General features: G+C 46.6%; 14 protein-coding genes. 9 read left to right on the top strand and 5 right to left on the bottom strand.

The window, feature by feature from the left end:
* Positions 1 to 37 precede the first annotated feature (37 nt).
* The 6 genes from H3001_RS07920 to H3001_RS07945 all read left to right on the top strand — a co-directional run bounded on the left by H3001_RS07920 (position 38) and on the right by H3001_RS07945 (position 10,305).
* Positions 38 to 3,121 carry a SusC/RagA family TonB-linked outer membrane protein gene (locus H3001_RS07920; protein WP_178244207.1) on the top strand — a complete coding sequence of 1,028 codons (3,084 nt, stop codon included), beginning with the start codon at positions 38 to 40 and terminating at the stop codon, positions 3,119 to 3,121.
* 23 nt (positions 3,122 to 3,144) lie between these two features.
* Positions 3,145 to 4,764, top strand: a complete 1,620-nt coding sequence (locus H3001_RS07925; protein ID WP_178244208.1) for a SusD/RagB family nutrient-binding outer membrane lipoprotein — start codon at positions 3,145 to 3,147, stop codon at positions 4,762 to 4,764.
* A 31-nt stretch (positions 4,765 to 4,795) separates the two neighbouring features.
* A complete protein-coding gene (locus H3001_RS07930; RefSeq protein WP_181214627.1) occupies positions 4,796 to 5,902 on the top strand; it encodes an endo-beta-N-acetylglucosaminidase family protein in 1,107 nt (368 codons plus the stop codon).
* Positions 5,903 to 5,924: 22 nt separating this feature from the next.
* On the top strand, positions 5,925 to 7,103 hold the full coding sequence (locus tag H3001_RS07935) for a BT_3987 domain-containing protein (protein WP_181214628.1): 1,179 nt from the start codon (positions 5,925 to 5,927) through the stop codon (positions 7,101 to 7,103).
* A gap of 275 nt (positions 7,104 to 7,378) precedes the next feature.
* Positions 7,379 to 8,668, top strand: coding sequence for a hypothetical protein (locus H3001_RS07940; protein WP_181214629.1), 1,290 nt, complete (start codon positions 7,379 to 7,381; stop codon positions 8,666 to 8,668).
* Between the two features lie 29 nt (positions 8,669 to 8,697).
* Entirely contained in the window at positions 8,698 to 10,305 is a 1,608-nt protein-coding gene (locus H3001_RS07945; RefSeq protein WP_178244212.1) for an OmpP1/FadL family transporter, read from the top strand.
* Between the two features lie 74 nt (positions 10,306 to 10,379).
* Here the strand turns inward: H3001_RS07945 and H3001_RS07950 are convergent, their stop codons facing one another.
* The 5 genes from H3001_RS07950 to H3001_RS07970 all read right to left on the bottom strand — a co-directional run bounded on the left by H3001_RS07950 (position 10,380) and on the right by H3001_RS07970 (position 17,378).
* The gene (locus tag H3001_RS07950; protein ID WP_181214630.1) at positions 10,380 to 11,450 is read right to left on the bottom strand and encodes a DUF4421 domain-containing protein; all 1,071 of its coding nucleotides are present in this window, start codon (positions 11,448 to 11,450) and stop codon (positions 10,380 to 10,382) included.
* Positions 11,451 to 11,462: 12 nt separating this feature from the next.
* Entirely contained in the window at positions 11,463 to 12,452 is a 990-nt protein-coding gene (locus tag H3001_RS07955) for a Gfo/Idh/MocA family protein (protein WP_181214631.1), read from the bottom strand.
* Positions 12,453 to 12,465: 13 nt separating this feature from the next.
* Complete coding sequence (locus tag H3001_RS07960) at positions 12,466 to 13,293, bottom strand: transporter substrate-binding domain-containing protein (RefSeq protein ID WP_178244215.1); 828 nt, start codon at positions 13,291 to 13,293, stop codon at positions 12,466 to 12,468.
* Positions 13,294 to 13,306: 13 nt separating this feature from the next.
* Positions 13,307 to 15,415 (bottom strand): putative porin, encoded by a 2,109-nt coding sequence (locus H3001_RS07965; RefSeq protein WP_181214632.1) that lies wholly within the window; start codon positions 15,413 to 15,415, stop codon positions 13,307 to 13,309.
* Between the two features lie 298 nt (positions 15,416 to 15,713).
* Complete coding sequence (locus H3001_RS07970) at positions 15,714 to 17,378, bottom strand: AMP-binding protein (protein ID WP_178244217.1); 1,665 nt, start codon at positions 17,376 to 17,378, stop codon at positions 15,714 to 15,716.
* Between the two features lie 156 nt (positions 17,379 to 17,534).
* Between H3001_RS07970 and H3001_RS07975 the strand changes: the two genes are divergently transcribed.
* From H3001_RS07975 to H3001_RS07985, 3 genes are read left to right on the top strand one after another with little or no spacing between them, the layout of a single operon-like run.
* Positions 17,535 to 17,840, top strand: coding sequence for a DUF4286 family protein (locus tag H3001_RS07975; protein ID WP_178244218.1), 306 nt, complete (start codon positions 17,535 to 17,537; stop codon positions 17,838 to 17,840).
* The gene (gene ruvC, locus H3001_RS07980; protein ID WP_178244219.1) at positions 17,837 to 18,406 is read left to right on the top strand and encodes a crossover junction endodeoxyribonuclease RuvC; all 570 of its coding nucleotides are present in this window, start codon (positions 17,837 to 17,839) and stop codon (positions 18,404 to 18,406) included. Before H3001_RS07975 ends, ruvC begins: the two co-directional genes overlap by 4 nt.
* A gap of 9 nt (positions 18,407 to 18,415) precedes the next feature.
* A complete protein-coding gene (locus tag H3001_RS07985; RefSeq protein WP_246368524.1) occupies positions 18,416 to 18,748 on the top strand; it encodes a hypothetical protein in 333 nt (110 codons plus the stop codon).
* Positions 18,749 to 18,848 lie beyond the last annotated feature (100 nt).

An 18,848-nucleotide genomic window follows, 5' to 3' on the forward strand; every position in this document is an offset into this window, starting at 1 on the left:
AAAGACAGCCTTGTGTAATCATTTAAATCTTTAATTTATGAAAGTGAGCAAGTTCTCGCATTTATTCTTGTTGCTGATGGCTTCAGGAGGTGCAGCTTTTGCGCTTCCGGGAGGATATCCGAACATGGATATCTCATCAGTTTCTGCCCAGGCAGATAAAGTTACGGTTAAAGGAGTTGTAGTTGATGTTAACGGTGAGCCTTTAATTGGGGTAAGTATTCTTGAAAAGGGGACAACGAACGGTACGATTACAGACATCGACGGTAATTTTACATTGACAACTTCCCGTTCGGCATCTTTGGAAGTCTCTTATGTGGGTTATAAAACATTGTCTTTGGCGGTAAAACCGGACATGGGCCGTATTGTAATGCGCGAAGACACTGAAGTGCTTGATGAGGTAGTGGTGACTGCATTGGGTATCAAGCGCTCGGAAAAAGCATTGAGCTATAACGTGCAGAAAGTGGACAATGAGGCTATTACCGCAGTAAAGGATGCAAACTTTGTAAACAGCCTGAACGGTAAGGTGGCTGGTGTGAACATCCAGCGTAGTGCTTCCGGTGTCGGAGGTGGTACACGCGTAGTAATGCGTGGTAACAAATCCATCCAGGGTGACAACAACGTATTGTATGTGATTGACGGTATTCCGATGGGTAACCAGGCCGACCGTAAGGGAGATGGTACAGGATTTGGTTCGGGTACAACTTCCGGTGAAGGTATCGCCAACTTTAACCCGGAGGATATTGAAAGCCTTTCTGTACTGACCGGACCTTCGGCTGCCGCTCTGTACGGTGCGAGTGCTGCGAACGGAGTCATCCTGATCAATACAAAGAAAGGTGCTGAAGGAAAGACACGCGTGAATGTATCTTCATCTGCAGAGTTCTCCAAGCCGTTTGTGATGCCGGAATTCCAGAATACATATGGAAATGTAGCGGGAGAGGCTTCTTCATGGGGAGCCAGACTGGATACTCCTTCTTCATTCAACCCGGTTGATTTCTTTAATACGGGTACTACATTTACCAATTCGTTCAACCTTTCTACAGGTAATGCCAAGAACCAGACTTATCTTTCTGGAGCGGCAGTTAACTCGAAGGGAATTGTTCCGAACAACAAGTATCACCGTTACAATGCGATGGTCCGCAATACTTCGAAACTGTTCAAGGATAAGTTGACAGTGGACGTATCGTTCAGTTATGTACGTGAATATGCCAACAACATGTTGTCTTACGGTACTTATTTCAACCCGATCGTGGGATTGTACCTGTATCCGAGAGGCGAGAACTTTGAAAAGGAAAAGTATTTCGAACGCTACGATGCTGAACTGGGCTACAACGTACAGTCTTGGGGACCGGGTGATTTCGGTATCGCTGCACAGAACCCTTACTGGATTGCATACCGCAACATTCGTCCGGAAGTAAAAGACCGTTATATGATGTATGCATCTTTGAAGTATGATATTACCAGTTTCCTGAATGTAACGGCACGCGGACGACTGGACAATACTTATACTGAGAAAGAAGACAAGCGCTATGCTTCGACTAACGGTACGTTTGCCAAACCTAAGGGAAGATATTCATACTCTAATCAGAGTTTCAAGCAGAAATATGCGGATATCATGGTGAACTTCGACAAACAGTTTGCAGAACTGTATCATGCAACGGTCAATGCGGGTGCTTCGTTCGAAGAATATGATACCAAGGGAAGAGGTTACGGCGGACAGTTGCTGCTGATTCCGAATAAGTTTACTTATGACAACATTGACCCGACTACCGGTGCTCCTTACCAGGATGGAGGTGACAGCCGTAAGATGAATGCAGCCGTATTTGCTTCTGCAGAACTCTCCTGGAGATCGGCTCTGTTCCTGACACTGACCGGACGTGCGGACAAACCGTCACAGTTGGTAAATACTCAGCATCCGTGGATTTTCTATCCGTCAGTCGGTGTGTCTGCACTGGTTACCGAACTGCTTCCGGAAAATATCAAGGAGGCTATCTCGCCGACATTGAGTTTCCTGAAGGTGCGTGCTTCTTATACGGAAGTAGGTTCTCCGATTCCATATACCGGATTGACACCGGGTACGATTACCAGAGAACAGGAAGGTGGAGTCATTAAGCCGTATAAGTATTATCCGTTGTCGGATCTGAAGCCGGAAAGAACACGTTCTTATGAATTGGGTATTGACAGCAAGTGGTTTAATAATACAGTTTCAGTAGGTGTAACATTATATAAATCAAATACATATGACCAGTTGCTTGAAGCAAAACTTCCGGAATCTGCAGGATATGACTTCTTGTTTGTTCAGGCAGGTAATGTAGAGAACCGGGGTATTGAGCTTTCATTGGGATATGACCAGACTTTCGGAAACGGATTTAATTACTGTACTTCGTTTACGGCTACTGCCAACCGCAACAAGATTATCAGCCTGGCTTCGAATGTGCTGAATCCGGTAACGGGAGAATACATCGACCTGAGTGATATCCGGGTAGGACGTTTCCGCCTGCGTGAAGGAGGTGAAATCGGTACTATCTATGCGGAAGAGCGTCTGAAACGTGACCAGGACGGATATATCATTTACAATGAAGGACAGCCGCTGACTACCGAATCAACCGAACCTTATAAACTGGGTAGTGTGAACCCGAAGTGGAACCTGGGATGGAGAAACGGATTCTCTTATAAAGGATTTAACTTCAACTTCCTGTTGACAGCCCGTCTGGGTGGTATCGTGATTTCAAAGACACAGGCGATGCTTGACCAGTATGGTGTTTCCAAGGCTTCTGCCGATGCACGTGATGCCGGAGGCGTGATGGTAGGAAATGTACTGGTACAGCCAAAGGATTATTATGAATCAGTAGTAAACCTGGATGCTTATAATACCTATTCAGCTACCAATGTGAGACTGCAGGAAGCAAGTCTGGGATATACATTCCCGAACAGATGGTTCAAGGGTACTTCTTTCAATAATGTGAACCTGTCGGTTTATGGAACCAACTTGTGGATGATTTACAACAAGGCTCCATTCGATCCGGAACTGACGGCTTCTACAGGTACATTTGGCCAGGGATACGATTACTTTATGTTGCCTAGTCAGAGAACCATTGGTGTAAGTTTGAAATTTGGATTTTAATTGACGATTAACTGTTTAATAATATGAAAATCAAGAAATATATATTCCCGGTGGTTTCATTGTTGGCATTGGCTTCATGCAATTATCCGGAAGTCAACACAAATGTGTATGGAATCACTGAAGAAGAAATGAAGCAGGGAGGCTTGCTTTACGGTGCTCCGTTCATGGATATGCAAAAACTGGTTATCCCAATCGGTTCACCTACCGAGACCACAGGACCCGGAAATGACCTTGCCAATACGGATATCATGTCGGGAGGTAACTATATCGGTTACTGGGGTATGAACAATAACTGGAACTTTAATACGGAGGCGAGCTGGAACTTTACGGAACCTCGTATGAATTATGCTTATCAGAACCTGTATTCAAAATTGTTCAGATCGTGGAACAGTATTTATAAATATACTAAGGATTCGGAAGACCCGGCTGACAAGCAGGTGGAAGCATTGGTAAATGTAGTAAAGGTAGCCGGATGGTTGCGTGCTACTGACGTGTTCGGACCGATTGTATATACCAAAGCGGGAGATGGAGACATTGCTCCGAAACTGGATAAGCAGGAAGTGGTATATAAGACAATGATGGCAGATTTGCACAATTCTGCAAAAACATTGAGCCAGGTTACTTCAAAGGTGCTTTCTGCATATGATGTCATTTATGATGGAAATGCGCAGAACTGGGCGCGTCTGGCAAACTCGTTGTTGCTTCGTATGGCTGTGCGGGTACATTTCAAGGATGAGGCTTTGGCAAGAGAATATATCGCAAAGGCTTTGGATCCGCAATATGGTGGAGTAATCGAGAATGAATCTCAGGAAGCTAAGATTCAGAGTACGGAAAAGATGCCGCTGATGAACTCCATGCTGCCTATGGTAGTAGATTATAAGGAGGCTCGTCTGGGAGCTACTATCTGGGCGTATTTGTCTGGTTATGGTGATCCACGTCTGAATGCGTACTTTACAGAAGGTGTGTATTGGGGATCAGCCGATTTCTATGCAATCGCTCCAACCAGTGATAAAGCAAAGAGGGAGGGAGCAAATTCGGCTGAATATGCAGCTCGTCCGAAAGTGGATGCCAATTCACCGTTGTTCTGGTTCCGTGCTTCGGAAACCTATTTCCTTAAAGCTGAGGCTGCTTTGTATGGCTTTATTTCAGAAGATGTACAGTCTCTGTATGAGGCAGGAGTAACTCAGTCGTTCAAGGAAAATGGGGTAAGTCTTGGCAGTTACCTGAGTAATGAGAAACTTCCTAAAGATGCTACAAGAGATGTGCTGAAATTCAACTATGGTTACACTTGCGTAATCAGTACAGGAAATGTGGCTCCTAAATGGAATGCAGGTGCAGGAAAGGAAAAGCAGTTGCAGCAAATCATTACACAGAAATACCTGGCACTGTATCCGAATGCGGTAGAAGCTTGGACAGAATATCGTCGTACTGGTTATCCGTATTTGATGAAGCCGGCGGACAAGAGTGCCTACTCTCGTATCAATGGAGAAGCGAGTATGATTACACCCGAGCGTTTCCGCTTCTCTCCGCAGGAATATGGTACAAACCCGAACATGTCTGAGGTACCAAGCTTGTTGGAAGGAGAAGACCAGGGAGCTACTCGTTTGTGGTGGGTACGCAGTGACAGACCTAAACAACCTTAAATGAATAATTAAGTCGATAAATAGTAATATTATGAAATTAATGAAATATTTCGGCGCACTGCTTATTGCGTCAAGTTTTGTAGGATGTTCTGACTGGAACACTCCGGAAAGAGAGGTTTTCGAAAACCAGGAAGGCCTTGAAAAATATATACCGTTGTTGGAGGCAAAAACTGAAGCAGACCTGACTCCAACCATGAGAGAGTATTTTGCCAAAATCCGTGAATACCGTAAGACACCTCATGTGAAGGGATTCGGATGGTTGGGTAACTGGACAGGAAAGGGTAGCAATGCTCAGAACTATCTGAAGATGTTGCCGGATAGTGTAGACTTTGTTTCACTGTGGGGTACTCGCGGTAATCTTTCTGAAGACCAGAAGACTGACTTGAAGTTCTTCCAGGAAGTAAAGGGATGTAAGGCTTTGCTTTGCTGGATTGTGCAAGACTTAGGGGACCAGATGACACCTCCGGGAAAAGACCCTCGTACTTATTGGATTACAGAACAGGGTCAGGGTGATTTCAGCAAAGGTGTAGTGGCTTATGCCAATGCAATCTGTGATACGATTGAGAAGTATAATCTGGATGGCTTTGATTTGGACTATGAACCGAATTATGGTCATAGTGGAACTTTGGCAAATGGAAGTATTATCGGCCCGAACTCTGGACAGAATCAGAACATGCATCTTTTCATTAAGACTATGTCTGACCGTCTGCGCCCGGCCGGAAGAATGTTTGTGATGGATGGACAGCCTGATTTGCTTTCTACGGAGACTTCAAAAATGGTAGATCATTACATTTATCAGGCATACTGGGAAAGAAGCACAGGTTCTGTAATCCGAAAAATCCAAAAAGGTTCTCATTTGGAGGACTGGGAACGCAAGACCATTCTGACTGTGGAATTTGAACGTGGTTGGCGTACCGGTGGTGTTTCGGGATATACAAGTGTGCGTTCCGAAATCAATGCACTGCCGGAAGGTCGTCAGATTCTGGACTATGCAACAATGGACTTACCGAGCGGACGCAGAATCGGAGGTGTCGGAACTTATCATATGGAGTACGACTTTGCCAATGACCCTCCTTATAAATGGCTGAAGATGGCACTTAATTATGGAAATCAATTATTCCCAGGAAATTTTGACTAATTAAAGAAGAATAGATTATATTATGAAAAGAAATATTTACTTAGGCATCCTTCTCGGGGGGCTGATGCTGACTGGATGCCAGAATGAATTATATAAAGATCCGGTAGCTGACTATCAGTCGGGACAAGGAGCATATATTGCAAGTGATGAGATGACTCAGATTTTTGTGGAAGAGGGCAAGGAAATATTGGTGAAGAATATTATTCTGAACCTGACACAGAAAGAGGATGCTGAAAATACGATTCAGGTAGAGGTAGGCAGCCAGGCACAGCTGGATGCGTATAATAAAAAGCATGCTACAGAATATCTGATGCTTCCTCCAGAAATGTATGAGGTATCTAAGGAAGTGAAATTCGGTGCTTTGATGGCTTCGCAGATTCTTCCGCTGAAACTGAAAAATGTGAAATTCTCCTTACAGGGTAATTATGCATTGCCTGTGAAACTGGGAGGGGGAAGTATCAGTGCAATTCCCGGACAGGATGAGGCTTTGCTGGTATTGGAACAGCGTATTAATACGAAGTGCTTGAGAATGAGTGGTAGCGGAAGCGAGAAGGCTGATATGTTCCCGAATGATTTCAAGGTAGATCAGTGGACAATGGAAATGATGATAAACCGTTCTCAATATCGCTTAAACAACCGTGCTCTTGGAGGAACTAAACTGGTTCCCGGTTCAAGTACATTGGATGAAATTTATACTCGGTTTGGAGATGTAACCATTGATCCGAACCAGTTGCAGATGAAGACCGGTAGTTCTCAGATTGATGTGCCGAAAGACAAGTTTGCCGCACAGCCTAATGAATGGTATATGTTGGCTTTCGTATACGACGGTAAGAAAAATTCTATTTATGTAAATGGTGAACTGGTGGCCGACCGTGAAATCCGTACCGGCCCTTATGGCATGATCGGTTTCTGGATCAGTGGAGCGAATGAACTGATTCGTGAAGTTCGTTTCTGGAAAACGGCACGTACACCGCAGCAGTTGAAAGCCTATGCTTGGAAGATGGTTGACGGAAATGATGACAATCTGTTGTTGTATTATCCGCTGAACGGTAAGAAGAGAAATGTAGAGACCGGTGAAATTACGGAGGATGAATCACAACTTTGGGACTGGAGTAAGAATGGCAAGCATTTGCCTAAACCGTCAGGCGCTATTTTTGACGATAACAATGGTGACGGCTTTACTTTCCCGTTGGATAAATAATAACTGAATTCGTTAGATAATATTGAGTGGCAGGAGATATCTGAAAGGATGTTTCCTGCCATTTGTTTATAATCATTAAAGGGCAAAAACGCTGTGCAGTAAAATGAAAAATCTGCCATTTCATTATAAAGAAGAGGCAGGTTTTAGCGGCTTTTGTTCCCTGTTTTAGGGAAACCCCTATACTGAAATAGGGAATTTCTGCATGCGGATCTGTAGATTCTTCTTATCTTTGTATTGGATAAAAAGGAAGTGATAACAATTAAAAACAGATGCATATGAAAGGAAGAATATTGGCTTCGTTGGTAATGGCCTGCTTGCCGTGGCTGGCTATGGCACAGAGTAATGACGACCTCTATTTCGTTCCGAAGAAGGAGAAGAAAACGGAAAAGAAGGTAGAGAAGGCACCTGTGACGAAGCAGAATACTACAACGGTGTATGCAGCTCCCGGTTCTACGGTCGTAGTGAAAGATGCGGCGGGAAATACGCGTGACATTGATGAATACAACCGGAGGTTTACGGCAAGGGACAATAAGTTCTCGGTGCAGAATGATACACTTTATATTGAAGAAAAGCCCTACGGTGAACGCGGCGAATGGGTGAATGGATTTGAAGGTACACAGGACGACTATGAGTATGCCATGCGTATCGTACGTTTCCGCAGTCCCCGTTATGCGATTCCGGTAAGCAGCCCGTTGTACTGGGACGTGGTGTACGGTGCTTATCCGTCGTGGTACTGGAACGTGTACGACGATGGAATGTATGCGTATATGTTCCCGACTTCCAGCAACCCGTTGTGGTGGGACTGGAGATGGAACTGGGGTATTTCAGGACCGCATTGGAGCATCGGATTCAACTGGGGACCGTCATGGTATAGCAGCTGGTATTCTCCGTCGTGGTATGGAGGTTATTGGGGCGGAAGCTATTGGGCCGGTTACTGGAGCGGATACTGGAATCATTATTGGGGCTATTGGGGTCCGGGATGGCATCATCATCCTCCTTATTACGGATGGGCCGGAAGTGGCTGGAGCCGTCCGGGATATACGGACAACCGTCCTTCGAGATATACCAATTATACCTCTTCCCGCAGAAGTGGGGTTTCTGATGGCAGATACATTGTGCCTTCGGGCAGTTCTTCTTCCCGCAGGGGAGCTTCTATCGGAAGGGTAGTCACTCCGGGAAACAATAACGTTTCCGTATCTGTACGTCCGTCGGGACCGTCTACCCGTCCGTCCGGAGGAGTGGGCAACATGGATCGTGTGGGAGTCAGCTCAGACCGTTTGAGACCGTCGTCAGGAACCGTTACCCGTCCGTCGAGAGGTGGCAATTCCAGTTACGTACGTCCGAGCAGTACGGTAGACCGGACCGGATCAATCTATAACCGTCCGAGCAGCACCCGCCGCAGTTCCGACTATAACCGTTCGAACAGCAGGGTAGGTAATACCAACTCGTACAGTCCTAGAACTTCAGGCAGTTCGTTCTCACGAGGAAGCAGCAGTACCCGCAGTTCAATGGGTGGAGGAAGTGTCCGTTCAAGTTCAAGAGGAGGCGGATCAAGTAGAAGATAAGCAGGATTGACTGATAAAAAATGACCAAAATGAAATCGAAAATAATATTAGGAATGCTGGCAGGGGTCTGTGCTTCTGCCGTATCGGCCCAGAATCAGTACGGGGCTTTGAACTTTTTGGGAAATGATATCAACGGAACGGCACGTTTTGTCGGTATGGGAGGAGCCATGAGTGCGCTGGGAGCGGATTTGTCGACCATCTCTACGAACCCTGCAGGTATCGCTCTGTTCCGTGGAAATGATTTTGCTGCTACTTTCGGATATAACAGTAATGTAGCAAAGAGTGACTGGGGAAACAGCGTAATGAAGGAAACCCGAAATAAGGCTTCTTTCGACCAGATTGGTGTAGTATGGAGTACGAAAGTAGGTAACAAGACGGATGTGCGTTATGTAAATTTTGGATTCAATTATCATAAACGGGCCAATTTCAACCGGCAGTTTGCGGCAAAGGGTAACTTGAACGGGAATTCCTTGTCCGGCCAGATGGCTTCCATGATGGCTAATTCCGGAATGTATAATGTATATGGTGACTTTAAGAAGCTGCTGGACAGTGATAATCCGTATACCGACAGCTATTATTTCGGAACTCCGTACCTGGTGGCTATGGGAGCCAGAACCGGATTGCTGGATGTGGCATATAATAAGACTCCTGGAGGAAAAGAGGAGATTACGCAGTTTGTAGGATGGAACGGAAAGGATGGTGAATACTTCAGCCGTGAATCGGGATCCATCAGTGAATATGATTTCAACCTGTCTTACAATGTCCGTGACAGATTTTATTTCGGATTGACACTGGGCCTGTATGACATCGATTATAAGCGGACTTCTTCTTATGGAGAGCATCTGACAAGCGGAGGCTATGTGGGAAGCATGACGCTGAACAATACTACATCGACGGAAGGTATGGGAGTGGACTTGAAGTTCGGGGCAATTATCCGTCCGTTCGAATATTCTCCGTTCCGCTTTGGTATTGCCATACATACGCCTACATGGTATAACATGTCCGACCGATATATGGCGGTATTGGCTACCGATTTGTCATCAGCATCCCAGCCGTATACAGAGAACCTGATGGATTATTTGCCCGGAGGACAGTATGCGTTTGATTATCGTTTCGTAACGCCGTGGCGTTTCAATCTGAGTATGGGTACTGTAGTAGGTGGAGTCATGGCTCTGGATGCGGAGTATGAATTTGAAAAATATTCGGCTGCAAAGTTGCTGAATACGGAAGGATACGACCTGAACGGAACCAATGCCATCAGTGAAACATTGAAGGGAGTGCATACCTTCAGGGTAGGTATGGAGACAAAGGTTACATCGGCTTTCAGTGTACGTGCCGGATATAACTTCCGTTCGGCCCCCATTACTGATGATGCCTTCAAGAATATTATGGTTACCGATGAAACAAGAACGGATCCTGAATACATGAACCTGAAGTCGCGGCAGGCCGTTTCTGTCGGACTGGGTTACAGGGGCAGAGTGATTTATGCGGATATCGCTTACAAATACGATTTTTATAAGGCTGATTTTTATCCTTTCGATGGTGGAATTGACCAGAGTGGAAATCTGTTTGTTCCGGCTACCAAGGTAACCAATGAGCGTCATCAGGTATTGTTTACTTTAGGGGCACATTTCTGATTGTGTATCGCTTTCATTGTGAAACGTCAAAATATGGATTAATAGGGGATATGGATTTATTTCATATCCCTTTTTTATTTTCCTCGGTATTCGCGGCGTTTCCAGAAATTGAATCCGGCATAGACGCGCAGGCTGCCGAATGAATTGGTCATTGATATCCGGTCTTTCCGGTAGTCGTAGGTGTTGATTACCAGTGATGCTCCGACGTAGTATTTCTGGTTGTTCCATACAATTCCTGCACGGGTAATCAGGTCGAAGTTGATGTCTTTGATCCAATCCATCCATTCAGTGTCCAGCGGATTCTCTTTTCCGTTGATTTTGGCTTTCTTATAAGCGATGGCAGGCATCAGGGAAAGGTTCAGCAGGCAGTTCTTCGCAAATACCCAGTTGTAGCCGTATCCGAAACTTAAATTGTAATCGTGATACTGCAGGTCGTTGAACTTCAGTGAGGGACGGAGCTGGGCTGCCATATCATCGGGCAGTTTGGTATAATCGAACGAAATGTGATGCCGTGAATAAGAGAAGCCTGCCATGAACGAACCGCAGCTCTTCCGCTGGTTCGTACTCTGGCTGTAGGCGGCAGGATAAGAAAAGTGCTTGCTGTTGAAAATCCAGTACGTGTTCAGTCCGATAATCTTGCTCTGGAAGCCTTCGAATTTCTGACCGATGTACGTATCCGGAAGGTTGAAATTGGAGTAAGACGTAATCCGGAAATCATTGCCGGTCTTGCGGTAGTACAAATCGAGTCCGATACGGGCACTGTACAGGTTGAACACATATTCTTCCTTGTTTGTTTCGCCCGTGCTTTTCCCTATCAGGTCCGGAATACTGAAAGACATTCCCAGAAAAATCCATCTCCAGCCGAAGTAGGCTCCGATTTTCGGTGTGACCGAAGGAGCCAGACTGATACTCTGTGTCTGATTGTCAAGGTGAGCCTTCAACCGGTAGCGTTCGTACCAGAAACTTTGCTCGGCCATGACCGTCAGGTTATAACGGTTGGGGGAGATATACGTAGTATCCGTCTCGCTGAAAAGTTTTACCACTTGTTGCATGAAAGTCCCTTTGCTTTTCTCCGTCTGTGCCTGAGCGGGCATGCAGACAAAGAAAAGCAACAGCAGGCAATTCTGTAACAAAGGTTTTTTCATGAGACGTACCGTTTAAAGCTTGTTCAGAATACGGTCCATTACCCAGTTGGTCGGGGTCGCACTGATACCGTCACAGGTACAGATGGCCTTTCCCTGCAGGTGCTCGATGACCGCCTTGATCAGTGGCAACTGTACGTGTGGAGGATTCGGAGGCAATATCTCTTCCCGTCCGCGTTCGGTATGGAGGGCTATCGGAGCATATGTGAAGACTGAAAAACAGATCATCCCTTTGTCGCCGATGATTTCGATACGGTCTTCCTTGGCCGATTCGTGAGCCACGAAACACCATGAACCTGACCCCGGCAGTCCTGAGGCGAACTTGAAGCAGGCACTGATGGTATCCTCTGCCTGATACAGTTTTCCGCGGTTGCTCTTGTATCCTTCGGCTTCAAGAATACAACCGAACATGTCCTGAAGCAAATCCAGCTGATGAGGTGCCAGGTCGTAGAAATAACCTCCGCCTGCAATATCCGGCTGTACACGCCAGGGAAGATTGGTACTGTTGTAATCCAGGTCTCTCGGGGGCTGGGCAAAACGTATCTGAATGTTGATGACATTACCGATTTCACCGTCATCCACCAGTTGTCTTACTTTCTGGAAGTAGGGGAGGTACCTGCGGTAATATGCCACAAAGCACGGAACTCCCGTTTCCTGAGAGATACGGTTGATGCGTGCGCAGTCCTCGTAGCTGGCCGCCATCGGCTTTTCGATGTATACTGGCTTGCCGGCCTTCATCGCCATAATGGCAAAGGTAGCATGCGAAGACGGAGGTGTTGCAATATAAATCGCATTTACATCTTCATCTCCTATCAGTTCCTGTGCATCGGTATACCATCGGGGAATGTTATGACGCTTTGCATATGACTTTACTTTTTCTTCGTCACGGCTCATGACGGCCACTACTTTTGATCCGTCTACCATATTAAAGGCAGGTCCGCTTTTTTTCTCGGTAACCTCACCGCAGCCGATGAAGCCCCATCGTACATTCTCCAGCTTGTCCATATCAGCTTATGTTTTAATTGAAGTATTTTTTATAAAGTTTCTTGTAGTCGTTCGTCTTTGTATATTTGTCCAGCCAGGCATTCAGGCTGTCGGCCAGTTCGGTAGAGGTTTTGCTCACGCCCCATGCATACAGTTGCGTGAAACCGATACCGGTCTGTATGTCCAGTTCCGGGAAATCGCCAATCGAAGCCTGTGCAATGCTTTCGTCGCATACCGTATAGGGAATGTCTCCTCCGGCTACCATGGCCATCAGTTGCTCAGGACCGTAGTCCTTTATTTCCTTAATGTATATGGTATCGGCGATTTCGTTCATCAGATTATGAATGCGAAGCAGGGCAGGAGAGTTTTCCGTAATATACAGTGTCTTGTGTGCCAGTTCCAGCGGATTCTTGATATAGGTACTGTCATTTTCGTCCTTGGGCTTGCGCTGTACCAGCACCTGCTTCCCCAAAGCCAAGGTATGCGTGAAGAGCAAGGAGTCTTTCGAACGTGTGGTTACCAAGGTACCTGTGGCCAGTACGTCGTACTGTCCTTGCAGAATCCCTTTCAGACGTTCTTCGTAACTCATCTCCGGAGTAATCTCCAGCCGCAGGCCTTGCGCTTCAGCAAACTCATGCAGCAGCTCATAGTCGAATCCCTGTACGGTATCTCCCGCCACATGGTAGCTGATGGCATTATACTCCGTCACGGCCCGCAAGACCCCCGAGGCTTTGATTCCTTCATAGCTGCGCGGCTCTCCCGAAAGAGGGGCTTTCTCCCGATGGCTTCCTGTCCATACGATTCCGACTGCAATCGCAACAGCCAGCAGCGTGTATTTTATGGCTTTGTGTGTCTTTCTCATAAGCGGTTTCTCGTTAGTCAAAGAAATACCAAGATATACCAAACTTCAGCAGACGCGGGTTCAACGGGTACTTCGGAATCTGGAAGTAACTTCTTTCGCCTTCTCCCTGTACCAGGTTGTACATCTCGATAAAGAAACGGGTACGCTTCAGATGGATATTGATGTATCCGTTGACCAGCGGATAGCCACCGAGTTTATACCGTGTCTCCTTGTTCTGCAGGTAGAACTGTCCGAGGGCCGGCATATAGTCGGGTGCATAATATTCTGTATAGTAGCGTATGTCTCCACCAAATTCGATGCGGAGTACCTTGGCCAGTTTGAACTTCAGGTAGAGGTTGTGGTAAAGTACCAGATCGGGAAGCGGCAGCACCTCCTGGTTGCTCGACTTCTGGAAGGTCACTTCGTTGTCGAGGTGCAGGATGCCCCATTTGAAATCCTGGCGCAAGGTAGCACTGAAAATCTGTATGTTGCCGGAATGCTGTCTCACTGTGGCTTCATTCAGATAAGTCACGGTTTCCGTGCCGCCGGCATCTGTCTGTGTCTTCTTTACGGCAACATTGTCCAGATACGTATAGTTGGTGATGTTTTCCACACCCGCTTTCAATTGTGTGCGCCACCGGTCTATGCTCAGTTTTCCCTCAATGCGGGTACGCATGGTCTTTGAGAGATCCTGGTCCCACCAATGATGCTTGGAGTGGAAATGCCGGTAGTAGAACGGCTGGTTCAGGTTCTTGATATAGGCATTTGCTTCCAGACGGACCGTATCCTTGAACAGGCGGAAATTCAGGTCCCCTTTACCTTCAATGGTAAACTGTCCGATGTCTTCTCCCAGCAAGGCAATCTCTCCGGTGACGTTGTAGTGGAGGAGTTTTCCCTGTTCCTTAATCAACTGTCCACCCACAGAAACCACGTTTTCCTTGTAGTCCGTCATGAACCGCTGTCCCGGCTGTCCGGTGATGGTATCAGTCATGGTAAAGCGGCGGTATTCATGTGTGACAAATGCTGTCAGACCGGCTTTGGCCCATTTGTTGAACCCTTCACGGAGCGACAGTCCGAACATATTCCGGACAATCAGCTGGTCGGTTTCGTCCCGGTCCTGGTCGGTGAGGAAGTTGTTGTGGAAGTATTTCGCATTCTGGTCCTCATCGTATGAAATGTACCGGCGCTTGTTTATGTCTACCTGTACGGTATGTATGAAACTGGTTACCGGAACGAAAATCTCCGTATGCACTGTATCGTTTACATCCGGATTGTCCTTGTAGAATCCCAGGTTGTACCGGTGGGTAAGGAATCCGTGGTATCCGGTGTTATGATTCCAGATATTCTGCAGATTCACCGGAATTTCACCACTGCTGTATGTTTTTCCTCCTTCTGCCATTTCCAGCGGATAGCGGATGTAGCGCTCGTCGGTAATACCTCCGTTTTCAGCCATTTTCATGTTGTTGTTGATGAAGCTGAAATGCATGTTGTATTTATCTCCGTGATAATACGCAAAGAGATCACCGTTGAACAAGGCGGTTGACTGATTGGAGTATTTTCCTCGTCCGTAAGTATAGTCGATATTGAATCCGAAGCCCATGCGCTTGTTGGCATTCATGGCAAAATAAGCCTTGAAGCGTTCCTCACCGTCGCGGCTGCTTCCCTGCTTGTAGTAAGTCAGGTTGGTAAAAGGCGACTTGGTGTTGGTGAAGACCACATTGTCGGGCCGGATGAAGTTCTGGCTGTAGGGGTCGGTAAAGAACAGTTGTGAAGGGTCTTCACGTTCGAAAAAGACATGGGAGATGCGCGGAGCTCCCAGGTTACCCAGCGCACTGTAATGTCCCGTCATTCCTCCTACGTCATTGGAGTTCTGGAACCCGGTCTGCAGGGTATCTATCGGAATTGTTGTCATGTTACCGAACCGCTTGTCGATAGTCCACGAAAACAGACCGATAGGAATGGTACTGGCATCGATTACCGAGGTCGTGTCTATCGGATTTCCGTTACGGTCGTATAGATTAGAGCCAGTACCGGAGGCCGAACCTCCAAACTGGTTTCCGAATTGATTCTGTAGTGTATTTTGAGCCGACAGCGTTTCACTGACTATCAGTGCAACGGCGATGAGTAAAAATATCTTCTTCATAACGGAAGCAAAGATACAATTTAAAACTGAAAGAAATTGTGGGCGGGTCGAAAAATGATATCCTTACATTTGAAAATGGGGTAAAAAATTGATGCTCCCACTATTCGCTAATAGCAGGAGCATCACAACACAAAAACTAAACTAGACTTAACTAAACTATTTATTAACATTTAGAAGTTTCACAACTTCTGACTTTTTATTATGTACACCGCAAATATATGGCATAAATTTAAAACCACCAAGGAAAAGGTAAAAAAATATTTTAATTTAAAAGAAATATTTGCTTTTTCACCCATTTTTAAAATTTCATGTCCTGATACAGGAAACGCTTGATGCTTTTCTTGGCTGTTTTTTCAAATTCTTCCGGGTAAAGTTTTACCTTCGTAATCTGACAGTATGCCGGTAATTGTCGGTTTAATTCTATCCGGTTGGCTTCAATCGCTGTTTCCAGCTGGCTTTTGTTCAATCCCTGTGCGAAGGCTTCTTCGTTGTCGGGGTAAACGAGTGCGATGAGCTTGTCTCCCGAAAGCAGAATCAGTGATTCGTTGACGAAAGGCATGTTGTTCAGTCGTGCTTCGATTTCTTCCGGGTAAATGTTCTGTCCGGAAGCCGTCAGCAGCATGTTCTTGCACCGTCCCTTGATGTAGATATTCCCTTCGCTGTCCTTGATGGCCATGTCTCCGGTATGCAGCCAGCCGTTTACGTCGATGGCCTGTGCGGTTGCTTCTTCGTTCTTGTAATAACCCAGCATCACATTCATACCCTTGCAGATCAGCTCGCCCGGAATGCGTTCCGGATCGTCCGACAAGATGCGGGTTTCCATATTGGCCACCGTTTTTCCGCAGGAGGTATAAGTGATTTCATCCCACCGGCTGTGACAGATCAGCGGGGCAGCTTCGGTCATACCGTATGCGATGGTGTAAGGAAAATTGATTTGCCGCAGGAAGGCTTCCACTTCCGGGTTGAACGGAGCACCTCCGACTACGATTTCTATAAAATTCCCTCCGAAAACCTCCATGGCCTGGAGACGTATCTGCTCTTTGATCTTGTCGCTGATAATCGGCAGGTGTAACAACAATTTACCCAGTTTGTTGTCAATCTTGGGCAGGATGTTCTTCTTGAATATTTTCTCGACAATCAGCGGTACACAGGCAATCACTCTCGGTTTGATTTCCGAGAACGATTCGGCGATAATCTTCGGAGAAGGCATGCGGGTAAGGAACCACAGATGTGCTCCTACGGTGATGCCGTACAGAAAATCGAATACCAGTCCGAAGATGTGTCCCAGCGGCAGCATGGATACGATCCGGTCGCCTGCCTGCAGTCCTACCTTGTCATGGATGTGCATGATGTTGGAAAGAATGCTCCGGTAAGGCAGCATTACTCCCTTCGAATAACCCGTAGTGCCGGATGTATAATTGATGACCGCCAGTTCTTCCGGTTCCTCTCTGCGGTAGGAAACATCTTCTGCGCGGAAGCGGCACGGATAGCGCTTTCCGAATTCCTCATTCAGGTGCTCACGGGCATAGGTCAGCTGTGCCGAACGCGATACCACCAGGTCAAAGTTCTTCAGTTCGATGATTCCTTCCAGGTTAGGCATGGCAGCCTCATTGAAGTTCTCCCAGACCTGGTCGCCTACGAACAGCATTCTGGCTTCGGAGTGATTGACAATATTATGTACATTATCGGCCTTGAATTCATGCAGAATCGGAACGGCTACGGCTCCGTAAGTCACTACCCCCAGGAACGTAGCGGTCCAGTTGGCGCTGTTTCGTCCGCACAATGCGATTTTATCCCCTTGTTGAATTCCGGCATGGCGGAACAGAATATGCATTTTTTCGATTTTTCTTGCTACATCCTTATATTGCAGGGTAGCTCCCTTGTAGTCTGTCAGTGCATCCCGGTTCCAGTTGCTACGGATGCTCTCCTCTATCAATTGTATAAAACTTTTCTCTATTTCCATTTTTTTTGCACAAAACGGTAACAATGGCACAAAAGTAATAAAACTAGACTGAATACTCATTGTTTTGAGGAAATTATTTTCCGCCCGGGTTCTTCTCATAATTTTCAGGAATTGTTATCTTTGCAGAAAACTGAATGTTTCTATACATTAAAATTTATGCTGATATATAATACAACTTATCATGTGGCGCTGGACGATGCGCGCAATTTTGTAATCTGGTTGAACGAGTGTTATATTCCGGAAGCAGAGAAGTCCGGAGAGTTGAAAGAACCGCGTATCCTGCGCATCCTCAGTCATAAGGAACAGGACAGCGAATGCTTCTCCCTGCAGTGGGAGGTAGCCGACAGTGCCGTTCTGCACCGCTGGCATACGCATACCGGAATGCGTCTGAACGAAGAGATGATGAAAGTCTTCAAGGATAAGGTAATCGGGTTTCCTACACTGATGGAGGTAATCAAGTGATACAGCCGGTTAAAGAGAAAATCATTCTGGGCATTGACCCAGGTACCAATATTATGGGATACGGTGTGCTGAAGGTAACCGGTACCCGGCCTCAGGTGCTCACCCTGGGGGTAATCGACCTTCGGCGCTGTACCGACCCCTACCTCAAGCTGAAACATATTTACGAACGGGTGCAGGGAGTCATCGCTTCCTATTTGCCGGACGAGCTGGCCATCGAAGCGCCGTTTTTCGGGAAGAACGTACAGTCGATGCTGAAACTGGGACGTGCTCAGGGGGTAGCCATTGTCGCTGCCTTGTGCCGTGACATCCCGGTAACGGAATACGCTCCGCTGAAAATCAAGATGGCTATTACCGGCAACGGCCAGGCCAGCAAGGAGCAGGTGGCCGATATGCTGAAGCGCATGCTGCACATTCCCGATTCCGAGATGGGCCCGTTCATGGATGCCACCGATGCCTTAGGGGCAGCCTATTGCCATTACCTGCAGATGGGGCGTCCGGTTATTGAGAAATCCTATTCCGGCTGGAAAGATTTTATAGCGAAAAATCCCGACCGGGTTAAAAAGTAAAACGAAACTATGAAAGTAAAGTATTTTTTGGCAATGTCGACAATGGCTGCTGCATTGGGATGCAGCCCGTCGCAGAAAGATTCTTATGATTCATTCGATGAATATCCTGTCTATCAGGGTAAGTGGGAAGAAATGGAGTACGATCCTTCTTCCACTCGTTTTGCACTTTGGGCACCTACCGCACAGGAGGTGCGTGTCATGCTTTACAAAGAGGCGCAGGGAGGCTCTGCCTGGCAGATGGTGCCTATGGAGTATGGGGAGAACGGCATGTGGCACGCAGCTGTCGACGGAGACTTGAAAGGATTCTTCTATACATTTAGTGCGCCCATAATAGGGGCTTGATAATAATCACACTGGCAAGTGATTAGGTTAGTATTCCAATTAAGAAACCTATCCCAAACCGACTTATCCGAATGGGAAACCAAACGGGGAGTGAAGCATG

The sequence above is a fragment of the Phocaeicola faecicola genome (genome assembly GCF_013618865.1).
GTDB classification, from domain to species: domain Bacteria; phylum Bacteroidota; class Bacteroidia; order Bacteroidales; family Bacteroidaceae; genus Phocaeicola; species Phocaeicola faecicola.

What these genes read in the sequence shown, in the direction of transcription:
- H3001_RS07920 (WP_178244207.1), top strand. Translation starts at nt 38, where the DNA reads ATGAAAGTGAGCAAGTTCTCGCATTTATTCTTGTTGCTGATGGCTTCA.
- H3001_RS07925 (WP_178244208.1), top strand. Translation starts at nt 3,145, where the DNA reads ATGAAAATCAAGAAATATATATTCCCGGTGGTTTCATTGTTGGCATTG.
- H3001_RS07930 (WP_181214627.1), top strand. Translation starts at nt 4,796, where the DNA reads ATGAAATTAATGAAATATTTCGGCGCACTGCTTATTGCGTCAAGTTTT.
- H3001_RS07935 (WP_181214628.1), top strand. Translation starts at nt 5,925, where the DNA reads ATGAAAAGAAATATTTACTTAGGCATCCTTCTCGGGGGGCTGATGCTG.
- H3001_RS07940 (WP_181214629.1), top strand. Translation starts at nt 7,379, where the DNA reads ATGAAAGGAAGAATATTGGCTTCGTTGGTAATGGCCTGCTTGCCGTGG.
- H3001_RS07945 (WP_178244212.1), top strand. Translation starts at nt 8,698, where the DNA reads ATGAAATCGAAAATAATATTAGGAATGCTGGCAGGGGTCTGTGCTTCT.
- H3001_RS07950 (WP_181214630.1), bottom strand. Translation starts at nt 11,450, where the DNA reads ATGAAAAAACCTTTGTTACAGAATTGCCTGCTGTTGCTTTTCTTTGTC.
- H3001_RS07955 (WP_181214631.1), bottom strand. Translation starts at nt 12,452, where the DNA reads ATGGACAAGCTGGAGAATGTACGATGGGGCTTCATCGGCTGCGGTGAG.
- H3001_RS07960 (WP_178244215.1), bottom strand. Translation starts at nt 13,293, where the DNA reads ATGAGAAAGACACACAAAGCCATAAAATACACGCTGCTGGCTGTTGCG.
- H3001_RS07965 (WP_181214632.1), bottom strand. Translation starts at nt 15,415, where the DNA reads ATGAAGAAGATATTTTTACTCATCGCCGTTGCACTGATAGTCAGTGAA.
- H3001_RS07970 (WP_178244217.1), bottom strand. Translation starts at nt 17,378, where the DNA reads ATGGAAATAGAGAAAAGTTTTATACAATTGATAGAGGAGAGCATCCGT.
- H3001_RS07975 (WP_178244218.1), top strand. Translation starts at nt 17,535, where the DNA reads ATGCTGATATATAATACAACTTATCATGTGGCGCTGGACGATGCGCGC.
- H3001_RS07985 (WP_246368524.1), top strand. Translation starts at nt 18,416, where the DNA reads ATGAAAGTAAAGTATTTTTTGGCAATGTCGACAATGGCTGCTGCATTG.